Origin of the sequence: Salipaludibacillus aurantiacus, from assembly GCF_900111295.1 — a bacterium.
Lineage (GTDB): Bacteria > Bacillota > Bacilli > Bacillales > Salisediminibacteriaceae > Salipaludibacillus > Salipaludibacillus aurantiacus.
This window is the reverse complement of the sequence record NZ_FOGT01000016.1, coordinates 82516-106165: the sequence shown is the minus strand read 5'-3', so window position 1 is coordinate 106165 and position 23650 is coordinate 82516. Positions and strand designations below refer to the sequence as shown.

The following is a 23650-nucleotide window of genomic DNA, read 5'->3' as shown; positions in this document are numbered from 1 at the left end:
TATCTAGAAATATCTTGAGACGCCCAATCAAAAAGCCTTGGGTGTAAAGAAATTTATAAGCTCAATTATGGGCTTAAATATAATATACGAGGAGGGTTACCAGTGAAAGAGAAGAAAAACAAGGAGGAACCAAAACAAACATCAGAAGCAAAAGAGCAAGAAAAAAGCCATGACACGACACAAAGACCCGTCGATCCGTGGTCTCAGCTTCTCTTTGGAAGACGTCCCCAAAGAGAGCAGCCTAAAAAACCGCAACCGGAACAGACTGAAACTAAACAGGAACAGTCTGTAACTAAACAAGACGAAGCGAAAGAGAAAAAAGACCGTCCGGGTGGCTTTTCCTGGATTTAGCTGTTGACGTTACCGGAAGGGCCTGACGAAAAAAAGTGATAAATTTTCTTCCACATTTCAAGTTTTAAAGTAGCGGACCAGTTAATATATTACTAAGACTACAAATGCACAAAAGGGGGATTACAATGAAGGTACAAAAGGTGATTCAGGTTAAAGACCCATTCAGCGTACCCGCGATTTTATCATTCGTCCATTTGTGCAGCCAGTATGCCAGTGATGTGTATATGTATAAAGGCACTATTGCTTATAACCCCAAATGTGTGCTCGGGGCTGTCCAGGTTATGATTTTGTTAAAAGAGAGTGATGAGGTAACACTCATTGCTGAAGGCTCAGATGCCGAAGAGGCACTTGGTCACATCGAAGAATTTTTCCTGTCATCCTGTTCCCCGCCTGTTTTAAAGGAAAGTTAAAATATCCCACTGGACCATTACCCGTGCGGCCCTTCAGCTATATGAAGGTTTGCACGGTTTTTTTAAATGGGAGGATAATAATATTGTCGAAATTGTTCAATAATAAAGCCACTTCCTTTAAGATAAAGACAGTACGTTCTACATACCAGGTAAAACCTGAAATGGAGGGATAGAAATGGCTAATTGGGTGTCCGCAGGTTCCGTTAAAAGTCTGCAGGAAGAAAAAGCGAAAGTGATTAAAGGCGGGATCGGTGTTTTTTATCATGAAGGAGATTTTTATGCCGTTGATAACCGCTGTCCCCATATGGGGTTCCCGCTTCACACTGGGAGCTTGTGCGACGGGATTTTAACATGCCATTGGCACCATGCGAGGTTTGATGTTTGCAGCGGCGGGACTCTGGACCCGTGGGCCGATGACGTCCCGGTCTATGAAACGAAAGAAGAAAATGGCGAGCTTTGGGTCAACCAGGCAATAACAGTGTCAGACAAAAAGGAAAAATATAAGCAGCGGCTCATGAAAGGCCTCGAGCAGAACCTCGGGCTGGTGATTGCTAAATCTGTTGTAGGGTTAATCAACGCAGATGTCCCCGCTCAAGAGATAATCAAAATAGGGATACAATTCGGAACCACACACCGCAACCACGGCTGGGGACCGGGACTCACGATTCTGACAGCTATGAGCAATAGTTTGCCGAAACTGGATACCCAGGGCCGGATTCAGGCTCTTTATCAAGGCTTAAGGCGGGTAGCGGGTGACTGCGCCGGGCAGCCGCCTAAACACCTGACCGGACCGCTTAGCGGTTTTAGCGGAAATGCTGATCGTTTGAAAACATGGTACCGGAACTGTACAGAAGTAAGAGACTCCCAAGGAGCGGAAAGAATTGTTCTGACCGCGGTCGAGAGCGGCATGCCTGATGAAGAAATTTCTTCAATGATGATGACTGCTGCCACGGACCACTTCTATATGGATGCCGGCCATTTGCTTGATTTTCATAATAAAGCTTTCGAAGCGGCTGAACTTGCGGACACCGGTTTAAAAAAATCTATTTTTGCTTCGTTAACTCCGTTGTTTTCCAATGCGGTAAGAAGCGAAGAACTACACAGTTGGCAGGCACCGGTTAATCTAGTCACACCTTTAAAAGCCGCCTTTCAGGAGATTGACCGTCTCCCATTTCCTGAAGATCCTGTCCCGTTCGATGAAAAAGAGTTACTTGAAGTGATTCTGTCGGATCAGCCGATCACGATGATTCACGCTCTGACAGAAACGTTTAAAAACGGGGCGTCCCCTGTTAAAGTAGCCCAAATTGTTTCTTTGGCAGCGGCCGAACGGATTGTCCGTTTTCATATCCAGAACGACTTCAATGACTGGATTACCGTCCTTCATACGTTTACCCATGCCCATGCCGTTCATGAGTCGCTTAGAAGAACAAATGAACCGGCTCTCATCCGTGCTGTTTACCATGCAGCAGTTTCTGTCTATCTGGACCGGTTTCTTAATATTCCTTCAACTAAACGCCCAGTCGGCCAAAAAGAGGATGAACCTCTTATAGCAGATGATTTTTTAAAGATATTAGATATTCAGCAGCAGGTAAATGAGGCGGGGCAGTGGGCAGCCAATTATCTGCACCAGAGTAAAGATACAGACGCATTATTTAATACACTTGGCCACGCTTTATTAAGAGAAGATGCAGATTTTCATTCTTATCAGATGTATGAAGCGGCAAGCAGGGAATTTGATCTCTGGAGCGGGGAAGGGGAAGCGGAAGGAAATACATTAGCCGAATATGCCCAGGAAACGATGATTATCGCTGCAGCCAGGTATCTGGCCGCTCACGCCCCTACGGCAAGGGAGATTCCGCGAGTCGGAAAAATCGCCTGGCGGCTCCATTACGGCGAAAAATTATTCGAAGAAAATGAGTCATAATATAAGAGAGGGTGAGTTTAATGAGTGTGTCTAACATAGTTGACTCAGACTGGCTTGCCGGCAGACTTAATCAGGCGGATGTCGCTGTAGTTGACTGCCGTTTCAACTTAAAAGACCCGGATGCAGGAAAGAAAGCGTACGACAAGGAGCATCTCCCCGGTGCGGTGTATATGGATCTCGAAAAAGATTTATCAGGCCCGGTCGGAAAACATGGAGGGAGGCATCCGCTGCCGTCGCTGGAGGGCTTTTCTTTAATGGTAGGAAATGCAGGAATCTCCAAAGAAAAAACGGTGGTGATATACGATGACCAGGCCGGGGCTATGGCCTCCCGGCTCTGGTGGATGCTGACATATGCGGGTCACCCTCGTGCTTACGTCCTTAAAGATAGCTTTTCAGAATGGAAAAGAAAAGGGTATGACACGACATCTGAGGTGCCCGAACCTGATCCTGTCACCTTTATCCCTGAGGTGCATCCTTCTATGCTTGTCAATGCCGGCGACCTTAAAGGAAAATTAAATCATGTGCTGCTGATTGATTCACGAAATAAAGAAAGGTACGAGGGCAGGAGCGAGCCTATTGATCCTGTAGCCGGGCACATTCCAGGGGCTGTCCAGGAAAACTGGGAAGAGCGGACGGATGAGCGGGGAGTCTGGAAAAGAGCGGACCAGCACGCAAAAGACCTGAAAAAATATATAGAAACAGGGAAAGAATTAGTAGTTTATTGCGGCTCGGGTGTGACAGCGTGTGTTAATGTTCTGGCACTGACTGAAGCGGGAGCAAAGCCGAGGCTTTATGCCGGGAGCTGGAGTGACTGGATATCGTATGAAGGTGCCCCGGTTGCAAGGGCTGAGAAAAATGCAAAAAAATAACATATTCACCATGTCAGTCTGGTATAATATCTACATGCTTAACGCTTTACCCTTTCTTATTCGGAAAGTTTAATAAGAAAAAGCAGAGGGTATTGAGAGTACAGGCTTTTAAAGGCCAGTTAATTTTGATTTAAAACGGGGAATGTTGCTATGAGTCTGACACCTGATGAACGAATTCAACTGCATGAATTTAATAATCTGACAAAATCATTAAGTTTTAATATGTATGACGTCTGTTATACGAAAACGAAATCAGAACGGGAAGCCTATATTCAGTATATTGATGAACAATATAATGCTGACAGGCTGACAGCTATTCTTGAAGATGTAGCAAGCGTCATTGGCGCTCACGTTCTGAACATTGCGAAACAGGATTATGAGCCACAGGGAGCCAGTGTCACGATGCTGATTGCTGAGGGGCCGGTAGAAGAAGCGCCTACTTCTGCATTCGAAGAGTCCCCGGGACCTTTGCCTGAATCTGCTGTCCTGCACCTGGATAAAAGCCACATCACGGTGCACACTTACCCAGAGTATAATCCAGTTGATGGAATCAGTACCTTCAGGGCGGATGTTGATGTGTCCACATGCGGGGAAATATCACCATTAAAAGCATTAAATTACCTGATTCATTCTTTTGATACAGATATCATGACAATGGATTACAGAGTCCGCGGCTTTACGAGGGATGTTAATGGACATAAACTTTTTATCGACCATGACATCAATTCCATACAGAATTATATTCCGGAAGAAGTGAAAGAACAGTTTGATATGATCGATGTGAATATTTATCAGGAAAACATCTTTCATACGAAATGCAAGCTGAAAAACTTTGACCTGGATAATTACTTATTCGGTTATAATAAGCAGGAATTATATGAAGAGGAGCGAAAAGAAATAACAGAAAAGCTCACTCATGAAATGGATGAAATTTATTACGGAAGAAATATTCCAAAGTAAAATAGCAGCTGAGCAGGGACCATTACACGTGATGGTCCCCTTTTTTAAAGCTGAAGTGTGGGCTGACCTGTGTTTTTTTAGTACAATGATAAGCGGGAGGATGGTGGCAAATATGAATATGTTACCTTATTTAATTATCGGAGGAATTATTTGTCTTGCGGCTTTAATTGGAACAATTATGGTAGGAGTGAATCCACGGGATGACGAGTATGAAAAAAAATCAGGAAAGCACTTTACTAACCTTTCAATTATTTATGCCGTAACGTTCATTCCTGCGTTAATCTTAACTGTTGTTTATTACGTCTACTTTTAATTTATCAGGAAAGAGTTGAGCAGATGATGAAAAAAGAACCTCAGGAGATTAAGTTAATTGCTTTGGATATGGACGGGACGCTGTTGAATGATAATCACGAAGTGCCTGAGCCTAACAGGCAGGCTATTAAAGAGGCAAAAAAACAAGGCATGGAAGTCGTCCTGTGTACAGGGCGTTCGCTGATGGCCTGTGAAGATTATGCGAAAGAGCTGGAACTGGACTCTTATCTTGTCACAGGAAACGGAAGCGAGATATGGAATAAGGATGGCGAATTGCTGGACAGGACAATGATGAAAAGTGATCTCATTGAAATGATGATTGAGCTGAAAAATAAACATAGCATTCACCATTGGGCCGCGTCAGTAAACCGTGTCTGGAAAAACGACATGCCTGAAGACATTCCGAATCATGAATGGCTGAAATTCGGGTTTGATATTAAGGATGATGAGGTGAGAGAAACGGTCTTTGACTTGCTTTCTAATCATCAGGAACTGGAAGTAAGCAATTCGAGCCTTACCAATATAGAAATTAATGCTGCCGGAGTCAATAAAGCGGTGGCTTTAACTAAATTGTGCGAAGAACTTAACTGCCACATGGGCAACGTCCTTGCTGTAGGGGACAGTTTAAATGATATCGCGATGATTAAAGAGGCAGGTTACGGGGTAGCCATGGGAAATGCCCAGCCGGATGTAAAAGAGAGTGCTGACTGGGTGACTGCTGAAAACAATGAAGCCGGAGTCGCCAAAGCGATCCAAAAATTCGCTTTAAGGAAAGAGTAAGCGGAGTATTGACGTGACAGACCTTTTCGATTTTCTAATTATTTTCTTCATCGTGGCGATTATTTCCTACTTGCCTGTTGCAGGGCCGTACTTTAAGCTGTTTAACACGATGATCCATGAAAGCGGCCATGCGTTTACAGCTGTTTTGACTGGCGGCAGGGTCACTTCCGTCTCGCTGTTTAAAAATACCGGCGGCCTTACAATAACAAGGCACAAAGGCTGGGGAGGAAAAGTGCTTACCCTTCTTGCAGGCTATCCGGCTGCTTCGATAGCCAGTGTCGTCTATATTTTTGTCCTTACCCAACACTGGTATGACTATTTAGCGGTTGGATTAGGAGCTTTGCTTATATATAGTTTGCTTTTCTGGGTCAGAAATGTGCTTGGCTGGCTATGGGGCTTGTCTGTCTGCGGGGCGCTATATATCATTTATACAAACCAGTACGGAAACTGGTTCGAATATTCGATTACTATTATTGGTGCGGCCCTTCTTATCCAGGCGTTTATCAGCTGCTGGGTCATATTTATGTTATCTATCAAAGGCAATGGCCAGGCCGGGGATGCTTCAGCACTTGCAGAAGCAACGAAGATACCCGCACCATTTTGGGGCTTTTTCTTTCTTTTGCAAGGAACCTTCTTTTTTGCCTTCGGGGTGTTCATCCTTGCTGGATACGATGCTGGATCCATAATAGAATTTTTATGGCTATTTTAATTAATATAAGACAAGTTTTCTCCCTCTGGCGCGTATAGTTAAACAAATACAAGCTGGGGGGATTTAGTTTGAATTTTTTTATAGTAAAAGGACGTATAATGATAGGCTTCTTGTTGGCAGGAGCCGTGCTGGCAGGGGTTTCCGCGTTTATATTATTTATGCCTGAATCTGACGGCACTCACGTTTTTTCGGACTCAGGTGACACTTACAAAATAAATATGGTTACCGGAGAATTCAAATCGGAAACTGAAGACGGAAAGGTTATAGAATCTTACCGGTGGGACCCGGGGACTGTTTATCTGCCGGCAGGCGAGCCAGTAACATTGAGTATCTTTGGGGTCAATGGGAAAGAGCATCCTTTTATCATTGAAGGGACGGAAGTGTCGGGTAAAGTTAAAAAAGGAGAAGAGACGGTCTTAAACCTCCAGTTCGATTCACCAGGGGTTTACCGGCTCATCTGTACGGCTCATGCTTCAATAGAAGATAATGGCCCAATGATTGCCTATTTGGTTGTCAAATAATTATCGTAAAACACACAAAAAAGAGGACCGCCATTAAAGCGGCTCCTCTTTTTTGTGATTACTTTTTAAACCACAGGCTCTGCCTGTGTGAAAATTAACCTTTAAGGGTGGTAACAGAAAAAACTCCTCTCGTTATAATAGAAGGTGGCCGCCAAACCAACTTCTAATAATGAGAGGAGAGATGCTCGTCATGCCGAGCGACAATAGTCTATCACACACCAGATGGAATTGTAAGTATCATATTTAATAGTAGTGGAAAAGTTCCTTCATTTTCTTTTCTCTTTCGCGTCTTTCGTCTTCGGAAGCCAGGTCATACTTCTTAAGAAGGTGGAAAGCCGTATTTAAGTCAGACTGGGTTAAATCATTTTCAAGGAAACTGACCCATTGGCTGGATAAATTCTCAGGGAGATCCTCCCGCTGAGATTCAAACTTTTTGAGTACGTCTTCTTTAGAGTGATCCATATTGCATTCTCCCATGATTAGCCCTCTTTTCATATAGTGAGATAATAATAGTATGACTTATAGCGGTTTAAATTTAAATACTTCAGGGAAAATTTTTACTATCAGGCAAATTTCTTTATACGTTTAAAAACCTTTATTATACTAGGTTTATACTGGAGGTGAAAACAGTGTCAACAACTTATTTTTCGGTTGAGAAAGCAAATAAACTGATTCCTGCATTTAAGAAGGAGTTAAATGAGTTAAAGAAACTTCAGTTCAAATTTGATGATAAATTTAAAGAGTTGGAGTCTATTAAGAAATCAGACGGCCAACACGTCCAAACAGATACAGACAAAGTTTTCAAAATAGAAAGTGAACTGGAATTTCTGGAAATACAGGCTCAGCTTCACGTAAGCAACATCCAAGATACAGGAGCTCAGTTGAAAGGTATAGATCCTGGACTGATTGATTTTCCTTCCAAAAAAGATAATAAAAAAATTCTACTTTGCTGGAAAGAAGGGGAAGAGGAGATTACTCATTACCATACAGAAGAGGAAGGATTTGCCGGGCGCAAACCTCTTGATGAGTTATAATTTTTTTGGCAATAGGAATCTACAGACCTTTTGGTTGACCTGGGAAAGTTTAAGAAGCCTGCCGAAGAAACGGCAGGCTTCTTTTATGTCCATATAAGTGAAGGTGAGCAATCATAGGGAGCACGCCGTTAGTCGGGCAGCAGGAAATCAGTCCAGCACAGTGATTTCCAGGGTCCGCCGGCCAAATTGGATTGCGTCAGTTCTGTCAGGCATAAATAAATCTATTTTATGGCCTTTTATAGCGCCGCCAATATCTCCTGCAACTGCTGTCCCGTATCCTTCAACATATACTTTTGAGCCTAGAGGAATAATATTCGGGTCCACGGCTATCACTTTTTTATCCGGATTGTTTCTAAGGTCCAGGCCGGTGTAAGTCATACCTGAACACCCGTTGCAATAAGCGGTATAGGCGGTAGCTTCTACGGTCAAGACTGTTCCCTCTGTAGAACCTGATGACTCGCTTTGACTGTCAGCACTGGCGTTTGATGAGCTATCAGAACTTTCATCTGCTTCAGTTTCCTGACTCTCTTCCTCTGAATTTTCTTCTGCCTCCGCAGATGCTGCTGTGTCGTCAGGTGATTCTTCTGACCCTTGGTCTGCATTATTATCAGCGGCTTCCTCAGTGTGTTCTTCGGTCGTTTCTTCCTCAGAGGCCTCTTCTGAAGCGGAACTGATTGTCTCTTCAGCTGTGTCCTCCGATTCTGCTGCATCATCCATAGCTGAAACTGGTTCTTCAGCCTGATCAGATGATTCATTTACCTCGTCATCTTTATTACCGTTTTCATCTATTCCTGCTTCTTTGTTTTCATCAGTTTTTACCGGCTCAGTTTTTTCTTCTTTTGAGTTCTCTTTATTTTGTTCCGACTCCCCAGTTACAGTATGAGCTTGAGCGGCCAGATGTAAAGCACCGTATGTTTGCGGACCAGCAAGCCCATCAGCTAATATATTTTCTGCTGCCTGGAAGTCTTTGACTGCCTGGTGAGTGAGAGGACCGAATATGCCATCAATGGCTGCCCGGTAATAGCCGAGACGGTGAAGGTCTTCCTGAAGGGCGAGAACCGTTTCGCCCTCATCACCTTTTTGCAAAATTGACAAGGCTCCTATTGTTTGCGGGCCTGCCAAACCATCGACAAAAATGCCGCTCTCCTGTTGAAACGCCGTAACAGCCTCATACGTTGCTTGATCGAATACTCCTTCCTGCACACTGTCTTCTATGTAGCCATGCGCTTCAAGCAGTTCCTGCAGTTCCACTACATGAGAATGACTTTTCCCTTTTCCCAGCATTTTTTCTCCAAATTCCTTATCATTTTCTGCGTCAGCTGCTGCAGGAGTAACCACCAAAAAGACGGCTAACCCTGTTAAAGTCAGTACAACAGACTTTAACGTTGATTTTAATAAACTCATATTTGTTTGCCTCCTTGATTTTCAAACTTAGGTAATCCATATAGACAATGAAAATGAGATAGTACAATCTGAGTAATGTTTAAAACAGGTGAAAACAGATTGTAATAAAAGAATAATGTATAATATCCTCCTGGTTGTCTGATTTTGGAATTTTTAAAGGGCTGTTATACACGGACAATTCCGGGGTTAGACAATGAAAGACTTATACAGCGCCTGTTGTGTGATACCTATCCCGGGGAGTTCGACGGGTAAGTTTAAATAAAAAAGGGTATACGGGTTGCAGATCAAATAATTTTCCAGTTTATATGCAGCAGAAGAGGTGAGAAAAATTAAACGAATAGCAGGTATCGTATTATTTATCATTTTTGCATATGTCCTTTATGCGCTAATCTCCGGATTATTCATTTTTCAGCTGTCGGGATATGACTCAGACAGCATCCCGAAAGATCACGATCCGGAGCGTTTTTATGGAGATGACGAATCGGATGACAGAGTGGCTCTTATTGAAGGAAGGCTGGAATCGAAAGAAGCAAGGAATAATATTAAGGAAAATGCAGAAGAAACGCTGGATATTACAAACTTTAAGCTCACTGAAGGCAGTGCAGCGGATATTTTCCATGCCACCATCGTGGAAGCGGCAGACAGGGGAGTGCAAGTCAGAGTGCTTTTAGATGGCATGTTCCATGGGATGAGAGGGGAATACACAGATATTGTTTATGCATTTGCCAGCCATCCTAATATCGAGTTAAAATTTTATGAACCGGTGGACCTGCTAAGACCGTGGACGCTTAATAACAGGTTGCACGATAAACTTGTTATTTCAGATAATAATCTGTCGATGATTACCGGTAGAAATATTGGAGACAGATATTTTGCCCCTGAAGGGTTTGAAGGGGCGACAAATGACCGTGATGCCGTGATATATAATACAGCTGCCGGGAACGCTTCCGAAAGTGTCATAGGAGATATACAAAATTACTTTGATTATGTCTGGAACCATGATTTTTCCCAGTCCCAGACAGAGGACGTGTCAGAGAGGCAGCATGAGGCAGGAGAAGACCAGCTTAATGAGTTGAGAGAAATACTGGATGAGTTTCATTATTCCTACAGCGAATTATTTCATCAGGAAATTGACTGGGAAGAACGTTCTTTACCGACCAGAAAAGTGACATTTATTCATAATCCTATTGAACGAATGAATAAAGAGCCGTTAGTGTGGAGGGATATTACAAACCTGCTTGAGAGTGCAGAGGAGTATATCTTTATGCAAAGTCCGTTTATTATACCTTCCGACCGGGTGATGAAGCATTTGGATCTAGACAATATTGCCGCGTCAGAAGTTGACATATTGACTAATTCGCTGGCGGCCAGTCCGAACCTTCCTGCGTTTGGAGGCTATGCGAGACACAGGGAAGAGCTTGCTGGTACCTTGGCGGATGTGCACGAATATCAGGGGCCAGACCAGTCTATCCACGGGAAATCCTATATGATCGATGACAGAATCAGTATGATCGGTTCATTTAATTTAGATCCGAGAAGCGTGTATTTGAGTACGGAAAGTATGATTGTAGTAGATAGCGAAGAAGTGGCCATGGAGTTAAGAGATCACGTGGACAAGCTTATGACGCATGAGAGTCTGGTAGTAAAAGATGATGGATCTTTTAAAGAAAGCGAGTTTGCAGAAGAAGCAGACGTCCCGGCTGCTAAGAGGTTCAGAAAAAATGTGTGGGCTTTCTTTACAAGGTTTTTTGAACATCTGCTTTAGAGGTTTAGAAGTAAAAGGACACGAAAGTACAAAAAGATTAAGTGAAAGATACATGTAAAGAAAAGTGAGCTTATAAAAAAACCAGGGGAGCCCCTGGTTTTTTCCTGATTAATGAGTCTTACAAAAAATTAAGCTTTCGTCCAATTTGCTTCAAGCTCCACGCCCGCGGCTTGGAGTGTCGTGAAAACGGGACAGCGGGAATCTGTTTTTTCCTTGAGTTCTTCAATGCGTTCCTGTGACTCGCTGGTGGACACTTTCGCATTGATTTGGACCTTTTCAAAATATGGGCGGACATTTTCATCGCCCATGAGACCTCGCGGATCGAGTTCACCATGAATATTAAATTCGATGGATTGAAGGTCAAAATCCATATCTTTAGCAACCATATTGGCAATCACGTTCTCACAACCGGCAAGGGAAGCGAGCATATTTGAAAGAGGATCCGGGCCCTGATCAGTTCCGCCCATACCGGCCGGTTCGTCTATAATCACCTTGTGGCCATTAGTTTCCAGATCAGCTTTCATTTGTTCCGTCCTTCCAGTAACTTGAAAGGTCATTTTCTTATTGCTCATTTTATATACCTCCTTAAGTATGGTTCATAAATTGATCAAGATCATTTTTTCCAGATGTAAGCTGTAAGCTAACTCTCAGGTCTATTTCCGGAGAGTTTGATTGTTAAACTTTTAACGTTTCCCCCATTAAAAACCCACTGATGTAGAGGCGGTGGTGATTAAGCGGCAGTAGCCATACCTAAATAGTTAAACTGGAGACTCAGCGGTTTATCGGGTCAGTTTAAAGCAGACAGTTTATAATAGAGGCATTTATGCATGTAAAAGAGGTTTAAATTGATCAGGAGCTCCTTACATTTGCATTTATACTGTGCGGACAGCGCTAAAAATCAAATAATCTAATTCTGTCGCTGTCCAGATTTATTTTGTGCAAATAAGAGGTTTAATTAGAGTTCATAAAGAGAAAAAGAAGACAGGGGAGCAAACGTTCGTATGAGCGGTTACATAAGCACGAAGAGTAATCAGGGGACAAAGTTCTATTCTCATGCGGGGCTGCTTACCAGCAAGTCTCTTAACTAGTTGGGGCATCGTCGTCATTGTAGTCTTAAATCAATACTTTTATCAAAAAAACATCCGGACAATATTAATATTGTCCGGATTTCTTTGAGGTCACTATTGTCTAAGCCTCATAAATGTTAATCACTCAGGCTATTATTTTTAGTTTTAGTAACAGTAAGCTGCACCTACAATAACTAAAAGGATAAACAATACAACAATCAACGCAAAGCTGTTTTTGTATCCGTAAGACATAATAGTTTCCCTCCTCTTTTATTATTGTGGTAATTACCACTAGTTTACGGTATTCAAGAAGGAGAGAAATTGATTAGACATTTATATACTTTTGAATATTTTTTTCTGCAAATGGGTGAATTAGGGCAAACTTACCCAAAAAAGGGTCTTTATTTTTTAATTTATTCAAAAATAACTATGTTCCAAATTATCATTGTTTCTAGGTAAAACGAGAAATTTTAAAGGACTAAAAGGCCTCAGTAAATATATTAATACCGCCTATTTGCTGCGTAAGAATTCACGCAGCGCTTTCCAGAATTGAGGGTCGAGATGAAGGTCATTATGGCCTCTTCCTTGTAACTGCTCGTATTGAAGGGAGCCTGTATAGTCTTTTAACAAAGCCTCAGTATGGCTTTCCGGTACTATTTCATCCTCATCGCCGGTTATGACAAGCAAAGGACCTGAAATCTCATTAATCCTTGAGACAGAGTCAAAGGAAAAGCGCAACAGTAATGAAACGGGAAGAAAAGAATAGTGCCTGCTGGCGACTTCTTCAAGGCTGTCAAATGGCGAAACGAGAACTAAACCATCTGCATGACGCTCGGCTGCTACTTTAGTGGCGATACCTGTACCGATGCTTCTTCCCATAAGAACTGTAGAATCCAGCCCGTTGTCAAATTCATCTTGTATCACATCATAAATTAACAAAGCATCGTTATAAAGGTTTTCTTCCTCCGGGCGTCCTTCGCTTTTCCCATAGCCTCTATAATTGACCAGAAGCACCGACCAGTCATCCAGGCGTTCTGTCATCATAGGGATCTGTGCAGATAGTTCTTCGGCATTGCCGCCGTAATAAATAAGAAGGCGGTTCTTTCCAGTTTCCTGTTCAGGATGAAGGAGCCACCCATGCAGCTGATTACCTCCGTCGGCATGAAAAGAAATTTCCTCAGCTCGTTCATACTGGCCGGTAATCTGTTCGGCTTCATGCTGCGTAATGGACTGCGGGAAAAAGATTAACCTGGCTTGAAAAAAATATAACAGAATAAATAATAGGCCAATTATAGCCAGCAAAATAAGGGGGGCGAGAAGCCATTTATTCATAACTACAGTCAAAAAGCACACCTCCTGTATGTTAGCAGCGTAGAAGCTTTAATCATTAAGTTTAATGTTCAAAAATAACCATGTTCCAAATTATCACACTAATAAAATCAGTAATCCTCGCTCCATATAAAGGGGTATATAAAATCAAAGTTATGAGCCGTTTTAAGCATAATTAAAAAGGCAGTTAAGTGGTCGAGTCAATAGGGAAGCCAGGGATCTTAAAATATCAATCTCATAAAAACGATCTGGAGACGTAAAAAAGCTTCCCTTAAAACATCTCAAGCTATTATATACCGATAAAACAAGGGCCATCAAGAAACTTAATTGTTCCAATATAACTATGTTCCAAATTATCATTAAAAATAAAATCTTATCCCACGCACCATGTAAAGACAATTTCTTGACGGTTTAGCTGCCCGCTTTTACCATAAGTAGAAAAAGTAGTTAAGGATTTGCAGGAAAAAGAGGAATAGATGGAGAAGTGTGGAAGTGACTGAAAATTTGGAACATTGTTTTAGAAAATAAAGGAGGTATAGGGAATGGCAAAGAAAAATGTCAGTACTTTTTTGTTAAGGCAAAGAGCTTTTTTGAAACTTTATTTAATTACATTAACTGAACAGGAGAGATTGTATGGCCTGCGGATTCTTGATTTGCTAAGAAATGATTTCAAAATTTACGGCTACAAACCTAATCATTCTGAGATCTATAAATCACTGCATGAACTAATGGATGACGGAATCCTGGAGAGATATAAGAAGCCTAAAGAAGGAATGAAACTTCAGGAAGTAGTTTATTACCGATTTAAAGATTATGAGGAAGCCCAGCGGTATAAGAAACAACTTAAGGTTGAGCTTGACCGATGTGTCGGGCTGCTGCAAAAAGCTATTAAAGATAACTACAAATGATTGCTGTACGTAAATGCATGTCAATCTGAGAAGTATTCCGTATAAGGCCAGAAAAAAATTATACAGACGGAAAACTTCTGGAGCAAATAGTAAAGCGCAGTTCAGCAAAGTTGCTGATTAAGTTAGATTAATTAGATGTAGTAAAAAGTTTCGAGGTTCAGAAAAGATAATAAGTTTAAATAAGGAAAGGGGCCGGAGTATAATACCCGGTCTTTTTTATTTTTATTTCTAGTTTACATAATATAAATTATAGGAACCAATTGATAAAATGGATTTTTGGTCTCATTTACTAAGTATTCTTTGTGTTTTGAGACAGAATAAAAAATTTATAAAACTCGTCAGCATTATTTATCTTCTGGCTATTATCTGTTGTTATTATTGGGCTTTTAATTTTGTATTTGTTTCAACATCTGTTAATCGATCGCTGCAAATCAATTTAGCTCTGTCTGGATTATAAATTTGAACTTTAATAAATTTGAGCTTTAATATTTTTTAACTAATTTAAATGAATTTTTCAGATCATTTTAGATATTTTAGTTAATTATTTCTCATATTATATGACTTTAATTAGTTATCCGTACCTGTATATCAGTTCTATCAGCGAATTTGTGACTTCTATCGGCGAAAAATCATTTCAATCAGCGAAAATCGTTTTCTATCAGCGAAAATACAATTCAATCGGCGTATTTAGCCTTTCTATCAGTAAGTTTGAATGATTATAATCTAAAGCACCCTTCAAACTAAACACCACACCCCAAAAAAACTCTGCGACCCGTTTGTTTTTCCAATTACTGGGGGGTCTGACCCCTGCTGATTTATAGCGACTCTAGTTTACATAATATCATTACTGCCTACATTACCTGTTTGCCAGTACCTAATAAAAAAACCGCCTATGCAACAACAATAGTTGTGTAGGCGGTCTTTTGTGCTTTGCCCTCAGAATAATTATTATGAGAGACCTTTTTCCTCTTCATCGCCTGTCTTCGGCGGATCTCCTTTTACTACCCAGGAGTCGTAAACTTCTCCTTTGAGTGAGGTGTCAAAAAGGAACGATCCGTTTGTATACCTGTCATTAGTTCTTAAATCCTTAATAGTTGCTGATTCTATAGAGCCGTCGGTTGCCTGGACATACACCGTATCAAAAGAGGCTGTCATATGCACATATGCTACGCGATGCGGCTGTCTTTTCAATTCTTTCAGCATAATCACGCCGCGTTTTGCTCTAGTCGTTTTTTCAAATGATTTTAAACTCATTTTTTTAATCGCAGCACGCTGCGTTACCAGGAATATCCATGGCTCATTTGAAGGATCGAATGCCTGGCAGCTCATTACCTGGTCATCCGGTTTTAAATTTATCGCCTTAACACCTGCTGTCCTTTGCCCGGTAATGCTGACTTCTTCTTCACTGTACCATAAACCGTAACCTAATTGACTTGCCAGGAAAATATCTTTGCTTCCATCTGTTAAAGCTGTATAAACGAGTTCATCGTCTTTCTTTAACTTAATAGCCATTAAAGCTCTCGAATGTCTTTGCGCTTTATAATCTTTTAGTATCGACCGTTTAATCATCCCGTTTTTAGTTGCAAAAAGAAGGTATTTTTCTTCGTCGAACTGGCTGACCGGCACTACTTGGGTAATCTCATCATCCTGATCCATCGTGACAAGGTTAGCTACATGCTGGCCGCTGTCTTTCCACCTGATTTCAGGCAGTATATGGACTGGTAAATACAAGTAGGAGCCTTTTTTAGTAAATATAAGAAGTGTATCGGTCGTATTCAATTCGAGTGAATAAAGCAGCCTGTCCGTTTCTTTCATGCCGGGCGGTTCACCGTTGGATGCCGCGTAAGAACGGAGGCTTGAGCGTTTAACATAGCCTTCCTTCGTTACGGATACTCTCACGTCTTCTGAAGGCACCATAACTTCAAGATTAATTTTTAAGTCTTCAATTTCTTCTTCAATTACTGTCTTACGGGGATCATCATAGGTTTTTTTAATTTTCCGCAGTTCTTTTTTAATCTCTTTAATAAGGTTCTTTTCGCTTGATAAAATGGCCGTTAATTTTTCTATAGTTTTCTTCAGTTCACCAGCTTCTTTTTCAAGAGTGGTGATGTCGGTATTCGTTAAGCGGTAAAGCTGTAAATTTACAATAGCTTCAGACTGAGGCTCGCTGAACTGGAATTTCTCCTGCAGCTGCTCTTTTGCATGTTTCTTGTCCTTTGATGCACGGATCGTACTTATGACCTCGTCCAGGACGGATATGGCCTTAATGAGCCCTTCTACAATATGTGCTCTGTCTTTTGCTTTATTCAAGTCGTATGTCGTCCGTCTCGTGACAACTTCTTTCTGGTGCTTAATATAGGCTTCCAGCATCTGTTTTAAGCTCAGAAGCCTTGGCGTTTTATTAAAAATAGCGACCATGTTCAAGTTATATGAAATCTGCAGGTCGGTGTTCTTGTATAGAAAGTGCAAAATTCCTTTCGCATTTGCTTCTTTCTTTAATTCAATAACAATTCGTAAACCGGTTCTGTCTGTGTCATCGCGTACTTCAGCAATACCATCGACTTTGCGGTCCAGACGCAGTTCATCCATTTTCTTGACTAAATTAGCTTTATTCACTTCATAAGGGATTTCAGTAATAATAATTTGTTCTCTTCCGCCGCGGACTGTTTCCACTTCAGCTTTCCCGCGGAGAATAATTTTCCCTTTACCTGTTTCGTACGCTTTTTTTAGTCCTTCGACACCTTGAATAATACCGCCCGTCGGAAAATCAGGGCCCTGGATATAAGTCATCAGCTGATCGATCGTACAATCCGGATTTTCCATTTGGTGTATGGCTGCATCAATCACTTCACCAAGCTGATGAGGCGGAATATCAGTCGCGTACCCACTGGAAATTCCGGTGGAACCGTTGACTAACAAATTCGGGTAACTGGCTGGCAAAACAACCGGTTCTTCTTGTGAATCATCAAAGTTAGGCATAAAATCAACGGTATCTTTTTCGATATCCATAAGCATTTCAGAGGCTATTTTAGACAGTCTTGCCTCTGTATAACGCATCGCTGCCGGCGGGTCCCCGTCAATGGACCCGTTATTGCCGTGCATCTGGACAAGCAGGTGCCTCATTTTCCAATCCTGGCTCTGCCTGATCATAGCCTCGTAAACAGACGAATCCCCGTGCGGGTGGTAATTACCGATAACATTCCCGACCGTCTTTGCAGACTTTCTGAACGGCTTATCTGCTGTATTCCTGTCCATGTGCATCGCGTAAAGAATTCGCCGCTGAACGGGCTTTAAACCGTCTCTTGCATCAGGGAGTGCCCGGTCCTGTATTATATATTTACTGTATCTTCCAAACCTGTCCCCAAGAACATCTTCGAGAGGAAGGTCCAGGTATCTCTCTTTCTCTTCCAAGGATTACTCCTCCTCTGCTACTAATAAATTGTCGTTTTCAAGTATATTTGTTTCTTCATCAAGTCCGAAGGCCACATTACGTTCAATCCATTTTCTTCGCGGTTCTACTTTGTCTCCCATCAAGGTAGAGACGTGACGCTCGGCCCTTGCAATATCATCAATTGTGACCCTCACCAGAGTTCTCGTTTCCGGGTCCATTGTCGTTTCCCAAAGCTGGGTAGCATCCATTTCTCCTAACCCCTTATAGCGCTGGAGAATATACCCTTTACCGACTTTCTGAATGGCTTCTTTTAAACCACCTTCGTCCCAGGCATATTCAACCTTTTCTTTTTTACCCGACCCTTTACTGACTTTATATAAAGGAGGCAGAGCGATATAGACGCGGCCTGCTTCAATTAAAGGTCTCATATAACGGTAGAAGAACGTTAGTAAAAGAACCTGAATATGAGCGCCGTCTGTGTCGGCGTCAGTCATAATAACGATCTTGTCATAATTAATATTAGAGATATCGAAATCAGGACCTACATCGCCGCCAATCGCATAAATAATCGTCCGGATTTCTTCATTTTTCATAATATCAGCAAGTTTTGCTTTTTCAGTGTTGATAACTTTCCCGCGCAGAGGAAGAACGGCCTGGAACTTCCGGTCTCTTCCCTGTTTTGCTGAGCCTCCTGCGGAATCCCCTTCGACTAAGTATAATTCGTTTCTCTGAGGATTTTTTGACTGGGCGGGCGTAAGTTTACCGCTGAGCATAGCGTCTTTTCGTTTATTTTTCTTCCCGCTTCTTGCTTCTTCCCTTGCTTTACGGGCAGCTTCACGCGCCTGGGATGCTTTAATAGCTTTTCTGATCAAATTATTGCTGATTTCAGGATTTTCTTCTAAAAAGAAAGCCAGTTTTTCTGAAATCACACTGTCGACAGCAGAGCGTGCTTCCGCCGTCCCGAGCTTGCCTTTTGTCTGTCCTTCAAACTGAAGCTTTTCTTCCGGCACCCTGACTGAAATAATCGCTGTAAAGCCTTCACGAATATCATTTCCGTCAAGGTTTTTGGCCCGCTCCTTAAGAAGCTGCAGTTTCCTCGCATGCTCATTTACAACTCGTGTAATCGCTGCTTTAGCGCCTAACTCATGCGTGCCGCCATCTTTAGTGCGCACATTGTTAACAAACGAGAGCATGTTCTCTGTAAATCCGTCATTGTACTGAAAAGCAAAATCAACTTCTATTTCAGCTTGTTCGCCCTGGAAAGACACCACAGGGTGAAGGGTTTCTTTATCTTCATTCAAATAGGAAACAAAGGCTTCAAGTCCGGTGTCATATTGAAAAATTTCTTTATCGGCTTCCTGGTCAGGCCGTTCATCGATCAGCTCAATTTTGACCCCTTTTAAAAGAAAAGCAGCTTCCCGAAGACGTTCTGCAAGCGTGTCATAGTGATATGATGTGGTACTGAAAATAGTCGGGTCCGGTTTAAAATGGACAGTGGTACCTGTTTTACGTGTTTTACCGATCGCTTCAAGTGTAGTAACCGGTCTGCCGCCTTTTTCAAAACGCTGCCGGTAAATAGAACCGTCTCTATGAATAGTCACTTCAAGCCATTCTGAAAGAGCGTTCACAACTGAAGCTCCAACTCCGTGAAGCCCGCCGCTCGTTTTATAACCGCCCTGGCCGAATTTTCCTCCCGCGTGTAACACCGTCAGAATAACTTCCGGTGTTGGTTTTCCTGTTTGGTGCATGCCGGTCGGGTATCCTCTTCCTTCATCTTTTACACTGATACTGTCGTCTTTATGTATTTTGACGGTGATTGTATTCCCGTACCCTGCAAGAACTTCATCTACAGAATTATCTACAATTTCAAACACCAAATGGTGGAGGCCGCGATAATCGGTGCTGCCTATATACATTCCCGGGCGCTTTCGGACAGCATCCAAGCCTTCGAGCACCTGAATGGCATCATCGTTATAATCAAATGTTTGTTTTGGTGACAATGCTTCTTTCCCCTTTCTGTGTACCGATCCGTTCTCAGACTACTATCTAAGATACCACAACTGTGGCGAGGTTTCGATAACTAACCTTTAATAAGGCGTGGTTTTACCCTTGCCTGCGTCTGGCGAATAGTGTTGCTTTATCACTGTTTTAAGTTAGATCCCCACGGAAGAATAGCCCCGTAAATATCTCTCATCCCAGTCATACCAGGGGTATTGGAAGGTATTGGACCTTCACTTAACTAAAATATATGTTTTTTAAGGAATTTGTCAAATTTAGCTCGGTAAAATAAAAGTTTTATTTTTGCCGGAATAAAAAAAGGCAGCTGTTTCAGCTGCCAGGTGTGTGTTATTTAACTAAAACGGCATGATCCACTTTAATACATCGGTCCATAATAACTGTTTTATCCGCTTCTTTTAAAATGTCATAGGCCTTCTCATTCGTCAGTCCCAACTGGGCCCAGAAGACTTTAGCATCTGTCTGAACTGCTTTTTCAGCTATTTCAGGGAGAAATTGACTGCGTCTGAATACATTAATGATGTCTATATCTCCTTCAATTTCTGTGACACATGAGACAGCTTTAATGCCGAACACTTCATCGACCGTCGGATTAACGGGGATAATTTCGTAGCCAGCCTTCATAAGTGCTTCGCCAATCTGGTTGGACGTCCGGGCTGGGTTATCGGACAGGCCGACAATAGCAATTCGTTTTGCATCTTCTAAAATCTTTCTGATTTCTTCCTGTGATGGGTTTTGCATACAATCACTCCTGTCTGATTATTTGACAAGCAGGACTGGACAAGACGCCCGCTTTGCTACTTTATGGCTGACGCTTCCTAAAACCATTTGCTGAAACTGATTGAGCCCCCTGCTTCCGATAACGACGACATCATAGTTTCCATCGTTCGCTTCTCTGACAATAGTAGGGCCCGGGTCCCCAAACGTGTGTTTAACAGTTAAAGGAATCGTCTCTTTATGAATCATCTCCTGAAGGGGAAAAACACGCTGTTTACGGTGATCGGGAATGTCCCTCAGTTTCATTTCCTCATCCATCACGTCTGAGCGTGATGGAATGTCATCAACCACATGAATCAGCGTAATTGAACTCCCTTCAGTCTGTTTAGCTAAATAAACCGCCTTTTCGCAAGCCCGCAACGAATGGGCAGAGCCGTCCCCTGCTAATAATATTCGTTTAAACATCCCCTCCACCGCCTCCTTGGAAAATATATCAACTCCCATTATAACTTAATATTATTTGAAAAAACAGAAAAGGAAAAGGCAAAGACCCTTTCCAATCCTGTTTTTTTACTCAGTGAGAAGGCCTTCATTCGTTAAATACTCTCTTGCAACATCTGACGCATTGGCGTCTTCTTCATCAACCTGGTAATTCATATCCTGCATTTCTTCTTCAGTAATTTTACCAGCCAGCTGATTCAGAATCTCTTCAATCTCTGGGTATTCAGCAATGACTTCTTCCCTGAATAAAGGAGCCCCATTAAATGGCGGGAACAAATTTTCATCGTCTTCGAGAGCGACTAAGTTATACTCACGCATATAAGCATCAGTGGAGTAGGCGTCGATGACTTCAGCATCTCCGGACACTAAGGCGCCAAGTCTTAAGCCGGGGTCCATAGTCTGAACTTCAGCAAAGTCTATCCCATAAGTTTCCTGTATACCAGGATACCCGTCTGCCCGATCTGTAAACTCCACAGTGAATGCCGCGGTCAAATCATTTTCATATTCCTGAAGGTCAGAAATAGTCTCCAGATTCAACTCCTCTGCCATTTCTTCTGTGACAGCAATGGCATACGTGTTCTGATAGCCTAAAGGCTCGAGGAAGACGAGGTTAAATTCCTCATACATACCGTCTCTTGCCTGTTCAAATGCTGCTCTTTCGTCATTGCTTTCAACTGTCTCTCCTAGAAGGTCGGCTATCGCTGTACCTGTGAATTCAAAGTACCCGTCGATGTCTCCGGTTCTCACAGCCTGAAAAGCCACATCTGTCGTTCCAATTCCAGGTTCGAGAGTGACCTGTAAATCCGTATCCTGCTCAATCAGCAGTTTGTACATATTAATAATAATTTCCGGTTCGGCGCCTAATTTTCCGGCAATTACAATCTCTTCAGCCTCGTCATCTCCTGAACCAACCGCGTTTAAAACCGGAGGTACAACAACAAGCAGCAAGGCTGCCCCTATCACCACAAAGACAGGCATAAGCGTGGATCCTTGCGATTTTTTCTCCGTAATCCTTAGGACCGCATCAAAGAGTAGGGCCAGAGCGGCAGCTGGAATGGCTCCAAGCAGGATATAATAATTATTGCTTCTGTTAATCCCAAGCATAATTAAATCCCCAAGCCCCCCCGCTCCAATTAATGCTGCGAGTGTAGCTGTACCGACAATAAGCACCATCCCTGTCCGTATTCCTGCCATAATCGTCGGCATGGCTAAAGGAAGCTGAATTTTATGCAATTGCTGCAGCGTTCCCATGCCCATTCCCCTGGAAGCTTCCATTAAGGCGGGATCCACTGCTTTTAAGCCTGTATAAGTGTTTCTCAAGATAGGCATAAGTGCGTAAGCTGTTAGAGCAACAATTGCCGGCGTGGTGCCGATGCCGAGAAAAGGAATCAGAAAACCGAGAAGAGCAAGACTCGGTATGGTCTGCAAGACGGCTGTCGTCCCGATGACCGGTTCTGCCCCCTTACGGTAATGGGCCAGCAGAATCCCTAATGGTACAGCAATAAACACGGCAAAAAGTAACGAAATAAGTGACATGTGGACGTGCTCCCAGAGAGCAGTAATCAGTAAGTCCTGTCTTTGCTGAAAAAGCTGAAAAAAGGGCTGAATGCCTGACACAATCATAAAGAGGAGCCCCCTTTCAAGGTGGACTGGTTCCGCTCCAGATAGAGAGTGATCTCTTTGTAGCCCACATCCCCTTTATAGGTTTCGCCTTCGTAAACTGCCAACGAGTTTTCAGACGAGTGCTTTAATTGCTCGAGGGCTTCTCTTACAGTCGCTTCAGAAGACACTTTTGAAGCGGGCGTGTGTGTATGTTCTGCCGGTGCTTCATCCGGCAGTAACGAGGATACCTTTTCTGCCCACGGATCTTTTCTGTCACCGAGAAACTCTTTTACGAACTCATCCGCCGGATTTTCAAGCAGTTCCGCTGGTGCCCCGATTTGGACAACTTTTCCGTCTTTCATTAGACAGATATGATGTCCCAGCTTTAAAGCTTCCTCAATATCATGAGTGACGAAAACGACTGTCTTTTTAATTTCTTCCTGCAGTTTTTTAATATCTTCCTGTAATTGTTCCCTGCTGATCGGGTCGAGCGCACTGAAAGGCTCATCCATCAGGATAATATCCGGATCACCCGCTAAAGCACGTACCACTCCTATACGCTGCTGCTGGCCTCCGGATAGTTCGTCTGGTTTTCGGTCTCTGTATGTACCCGGGTCGAGACCGACCATCTCCAGCAGTTCATCTACTCTTTTGTCGATCTTCTCTTGGGGCCATTTAATAAGTTCAGGGACAACGGCGATATTTTCTTTAATCGTCATGTGCGGAAAGAGTGCAATTTGCTGGAGAACATAGCCGATGTTCCAGCGGAGCTTTTTTATATTCATGTCCTGTATATTTTCATTATGGACCCGAATGGTTCCCTCTGATGAATCAATCAGACGGTTAATCATTTTTAATGTCGTCGTTTTTCCGCAGCCGCTCGGCCCGATGAGTACAAATATTTCTCCTTCTTTCACTTTAAAGCTTACGTCGTTGACTGCTTTAGTCCCACCGTTAAATACTTTTGATACATTAGCAAATTCAATCATGCATAATGACAACTCCTTCTGTTGCTGTTTTTAATAGAATGATCAGGGCAAGTGGGTAAAAAGCCATACAATCCTACTTACTATTTCACTT

At 42.5% G+C, this 23650-nt stretch carries 23 protein-coding genes; 12 read left to right on the top strand and 11 right to left on the bottom strand.

What is annotated here, in order from left to right; translation table 11 throughout:
- Positions 1-102: 102 nt before the first annotated feature.
- From BMW59_RS16900 to BMW59_RS16860, 9 genes are all read left to right on the top strand, one after another.
- Positions 103-351: a hypothetical protein gene (locus BMW59_RS16900; RefSeq protein ID WP_093054690.1), complete on the top strand. Its 249-nt coding sequence runs from the start codon at positions 103-105 to the stop codon at positions 349-351.
- Between the two features lie 125 nt (positions 352-476).
- Positions 477-761: an HPr family phosphocarrier protein gene (locus BMW59_RS16895; protein ID WP_177174406.1), complete on the top strand. Its 285-nt coding sequence runs from the start codon at positions 477-479 to the stop codon at positions 759-761.
- A gap of 175 nt (positions 762-936) precedes the next feature.
- Positions 937-2685 carry a Rieske (2Fe-2S) protein gene (locus BMW59_RS16890; RefSeq protein ID WP_093054686.1) on the top strand — a complete coding sequence of 583 codons (1749 nt, stop codon included), beginning with the start codon at positions 937-939 and terminating at the stop codon, positions 2683-2685.
- A 20-nt stretch (positions 2686-2705) separates the two neighbouring features.
- Positions 2706-3554: a sulfurtransferase gene (locus BMW59_RS16885; RefSeq protein ID WP_093054684.1), complete on the top strand. Its 849-nt coding sequence runs from the start codon at positions 2706-2708 to the stop codon at positions 3552-3554.
- 150 nt (positions 3555-3704) lie between these two features.
- Positions 3705-4514 (top strand): adenosylmethionine decarboxylase, encoded by an 810-nt coding sequence (gene speD / locus BMW59_RS16880; RefSeq protein WP_093054682.1) that lies wholly within the window; start codon positions 3705-3707, stop codon positions 4512-4514.
- A 112-nt stretch (positions 4515-4626) separates the two neighbouring features.
- Positions 4627-4827, top strand: a complete 201-nt coding sequence (locus BMW59_RS16875; protein WP_093054708.1) for a hypothetical protein — start codon at positions 4627-4629, stop codon at positions 4825-4827.
- A 26-nt stretch (positions 4828-4853) separates the two neighbouring features.
- Positions 4854-5606 (top strand): Cof-type HAD-IIB family hydrolase, encoded by a 753-nt coding sequence (locus BMW59_RS16870; protein ID WP_093054706.1) that lies wholly within the window; start codon positions 4854-4856, stop codon positions 5604-5606.
- A 13-nt stretch (positions 5607-5619) separates the two neighbouring features.
- Positions 5620-6315: a M50 family metallopeptidase gene (locus BMW59_RS16865; protein WP_177174404.1), complete on the top strand. Its 696-nt coding sequence runs from the start codon at positions 5620-5622 to the stop codon at positions 6313-6315.
- 68 nt (positions 6316-6383) lie between these two features.
- Positions 6384-6836 carry a cupredoxin domain-containing protein gene (locus BMW59_RS16860; protein WP_093054678.1) on the top strand — a complete coding sequence of 151 codons (453 nt, stop codon included), beginning with the start codon at positions 6384-6386 and terminating at the stop codon, positions 6834-6836.
- A 243-nt stretch (positions 6837-7079) separates the two neighbouring features.
- Here the strand turns inward: BMW59_RS16860 and BMW59_RS16855 are convergent, their stop codons facing one another.
- A complete protein-coding gene (locus tag BMW59_RS16855; RefSeq protein WP_093054676.1) occupies positions 7080-7313 on the bottom strand; it encodes a group-specific protein in 234 nt (77 codons plus the stop codon).
- A gap of 152 nt (positions 7314-7465) precedes the next feature.
- Between BMW59_RS16855 and BMW59_RS16850 the strand changes: the two genes are divergently transcribed.
- On the top strand, positions 7466-7870 hold the full coding sequence (locus BMW59_RS16850) for a DUF2203 domain-containing protein (RefSeq protein WP_177174403.1): 405 nt from the start codon (positions 7466-7468) through the stop codon (positions 7868-7870).
- A 147-nt stretch (positions 7871-8017) separates the two neighbouring features.
- On the opposite strand, the gene BMW59_RS16845 is transcribed toward BMW59_RS16850, so the two are convergent.
- Complete coding sequence (locus tag BMW59_RS16845) at positions 8018-9274, bottom strand: peptidoglycan-binding protein (protein WP_093054672.1); 1257 nt, start codon at positions 9272-9274, stop codon at positions 8018-8020.
- 319 nt (positions 9275-9593) lie between these two features.
- On the opposite strand from BMW59_RS16845, the gene BMW59_RS16840 reads away from it, so the two are divergent.
- Positions 9594-11039: a phospholipase D-like domain-containing protein gene (locus BMW59_RS16840; RefSeq protein ID WP_093054670.1), complete on the top strand. Its 1446-nt coding sequence runs from the start codon at positions 9594-9596 to the stop codon at positions 11037-11039.
- A gap of 128 nt (positions 11040-11167) precedes the next feature.
- Here the strand turns inward: BMW59_RS16840 and BMW59_RS16835 are convergent, their stop codons facing one another.
- From BMW59_RS16835 to BMW59_RS16825, 3 genes are all read right to left on the bottom strand, one after another.
- The gene (locus tag BMW59_RS16835; RefSeq protein ID WP_093054668.1) at positions 11168-11611 is read right to left on the bottom strand and encodes an OsmC family protein; all 444 of its coding nucleotides are present in this window, start codon (positions 11609-11611) and stop codon (positions 11168-11170) included.
- A gap of 660 nt (positions 11612-12271) precedes the next feature.
- Entirely contained in the window at positions 12272-12358 is an 87-nt protein-coding gene (locus BMW59_RS16830) for a YjcZ family sporulation protein (protein WP_093054666.1), read from the bottom strand.
- A gap of 258 nt (positions 12359-12616) precedes the next feature.
- Entirely contained in the window at positions 12617-13450 is an 834-nt protein-coding gene (locus BMW59_RS16825) for an alpha/beta hydrolase (protein WP_093054664.1), read from the bottom strand.
- Between the two features lie 527 nt (positions 13451-13977).
- On the opposite strand from BMW59_RS16825, the gene BMW59_RS16820 reads away from it, so the two are divergent.
- The gene (locus BMW59_RS16820; protein WP_093054662.1) at positions 13978-14343 is read left to right on the top strand and encodes a replication termination protein; all 366 of its coding nucleotides are present in this window, start codon (positions 13978-13980) and stop codon (positions 14341-14343) included.
- 948 nt (positions 14344-15291) lie between these two features.
- Here BMW59_RS16820 and parC read toward each other — a convergent pair.
- The 6 genes from parC to BMW59_RS16790 all read right to left on the bottom strand — a co-directional run bounded on the left by parC (position 15292) and on the right by BMW59_RS16790 (position 23559).
- A complete protein-coding gene (parC, locus tag BMW59_RS16815) occupies positions 15292-17754 on the bottom strand; it encodes a DNA topoisomerase IV subunit A (protein ID WP_093054660.1) in 2463 nt (820 codons plus the stop codon).
- A gap of 3 nt (positions 17755-17757) precedes the next feature.
- Positions 17758-19734, bottom strand: coding sequence for a DNA topoisomerase IV subunit B (gene parE, locus BMW59_RS16810; protein ID WP_093054658.1), 1977 nt, complete (start codon positions 19732-19734; stop codon positions 17758-17760).
- 346 nt (positions 19735-20080) lie between these two features.
- Positions 20081-20491, bottom strand: coding sequence for a CoA-binding protein (locus BMW59_RS16805; RefSeq protein ID WP_093054656.1), 411 nt, complete (start codon positions 20489-20491; stop codon positions 20081-20083).
- Between the two features lie 18 nt (positions 20492-20509).
- Positions 20510-20932 carry a universal stress protein gene (locus BMW59_RS16800; RefSeq protein WP_093054654.1) on the bottom strand — a complete coding sequence of 141 codons (423 nt, stop codon included), beginning with the start codon at positions 20930-20932 and terminating at the stop codon, positions 20510-20512.
- Between the two features lie 105 nt (positions 20933-21037).
- On the bottom strand, positions 21038-22591 hold the full coding sequence (locus BMW59_RS16795) for an ABC transporter permease/substrate-binding protein (protein WP_093054652.1): 1554 nt from the start codon (positions 22589-22591) through the stop codon (positions 21038-21040).
- Positions 22588-23559 (bottom strand): ABC transporter ATP-binding protein, encoded by a 972-nt coding sequence (locus tag BMW59_RS16790; RefSeq protein ID WP_093054650.1) that lies wholly within the window; start codon positions 23557-23559, stop codon positions 22588-22590. The genes BMW59_RS16795 and BMW59_RS16790 overlap by 4 nt, the downstream gene beginning before the upstream one ends.
- Positions 23560-23650 lie beyond the last annotated feature (91 nt).

Bases quoted from the DNA above. Each gene is read 5' to 3' on its own strand.
- BMW59_RS16895 (WP_177174406.1), top strand. From the start codon at position 477: ATGAAGGTACAAAAGGTGATTCAGGTTAAAGACCCATTCAGCGTACCC.
- BMW59_RS16890 (WP_093054686.1), top strand. From the start codon at position 937: ATGGCTAATTGGGTGTCCGCAGGTTCCGTTAAAAGTCTGCAGGAAGAA.
- BMW59_RS16885 (WP_093054684.1), top strand. From the start codon at position 2,706: ATGAGTGTGTCTAACATAGTTGACTCAGACTGGCTTGCCGGCAGACTT.
- speD (WP_093054682.1), top strand. From the start codon at position 3,705: ATGAGTCTGACACCTGATGAACGAATTCAACTGCATGAATTTAATAAT.
- BMW59_RS16875 (WP_093054708.1), top strand. From the start codon at position 4,627: ATGAATATGTTACCTTATTTAATTATCGGAGGAATTATTTGTCTTGCG.
- BMW59_RS16870 (WP_093054706.1), top strand. From the start codon at position 4,854: ATGAAAAAAGAACCTCAGGAGATTAAGTTAATTGCTTTGGATATGGAC.
- BMW59_RS16855 (WP_093054676.1), bottom strand. From the start codon at position 7,313: ATGGGAGAATGCAATATGGATCACTCTAAAGAAGACGTACTCAAAAAG.
- BMW59_RS16845 (WP_093054672.1), bottom strand. From the start codon at position 9,274: ATGAGTTTATTAAAATCAACGTTAAAGTCTGTTGTACTGACTTTAACA.
- BMW59_RS16835 (WP_093054668.1), bottom strand. From the start codon at position 11,611: ATGAGCAATAAGAAAATGACCTTTCAAGTTACTGGAAGGACGGAACAA.
- BMW59_RS16830 (WP_093054666.1), bottom strand. From the start codon at position 12,358: ATGTCTTACGGATACAAAAACAGCTTTGCGTTGATTGTTGTATTGTTT.
- BMW59_RS16820 (WP_093054662.1), top strand. From the start codon at position 13,978: ATGGCAAAGAAAAATGTCAGTACTTTTTTGTTAAGGCAAAGAGCTTTT.
- BMW59_RS16805 (WP_093054656.1), bottom strand. From the start codon at position 20,491: ATGCAAAACCCATCACAGGAAGAAATCAGAAAGATTTTAGAAGATGCA.
- BMW59_RS16800 (WP_093054654.1), bottom strand. From the start codon at position 20,932: ATGTTTAAACGAATATTATTAGCAGGGGACGGCTCTGCCCATTCGTTG.
- BMW59_RS16795 (WP_093054652.1), bottom strand. From the start codon at position 22,591: ATGATTGTGTCAGGCATTCAGCCCTTTTTTCAGCTTTTTCAGCAAAGA.
- BMW59_RS16790 (WP_093054650.1), bottom strand. From the start codon at position 23,559: ATGATTGAATTTGCTAATGTATCAAAAGTATTTAACGGTGGGACTAAA.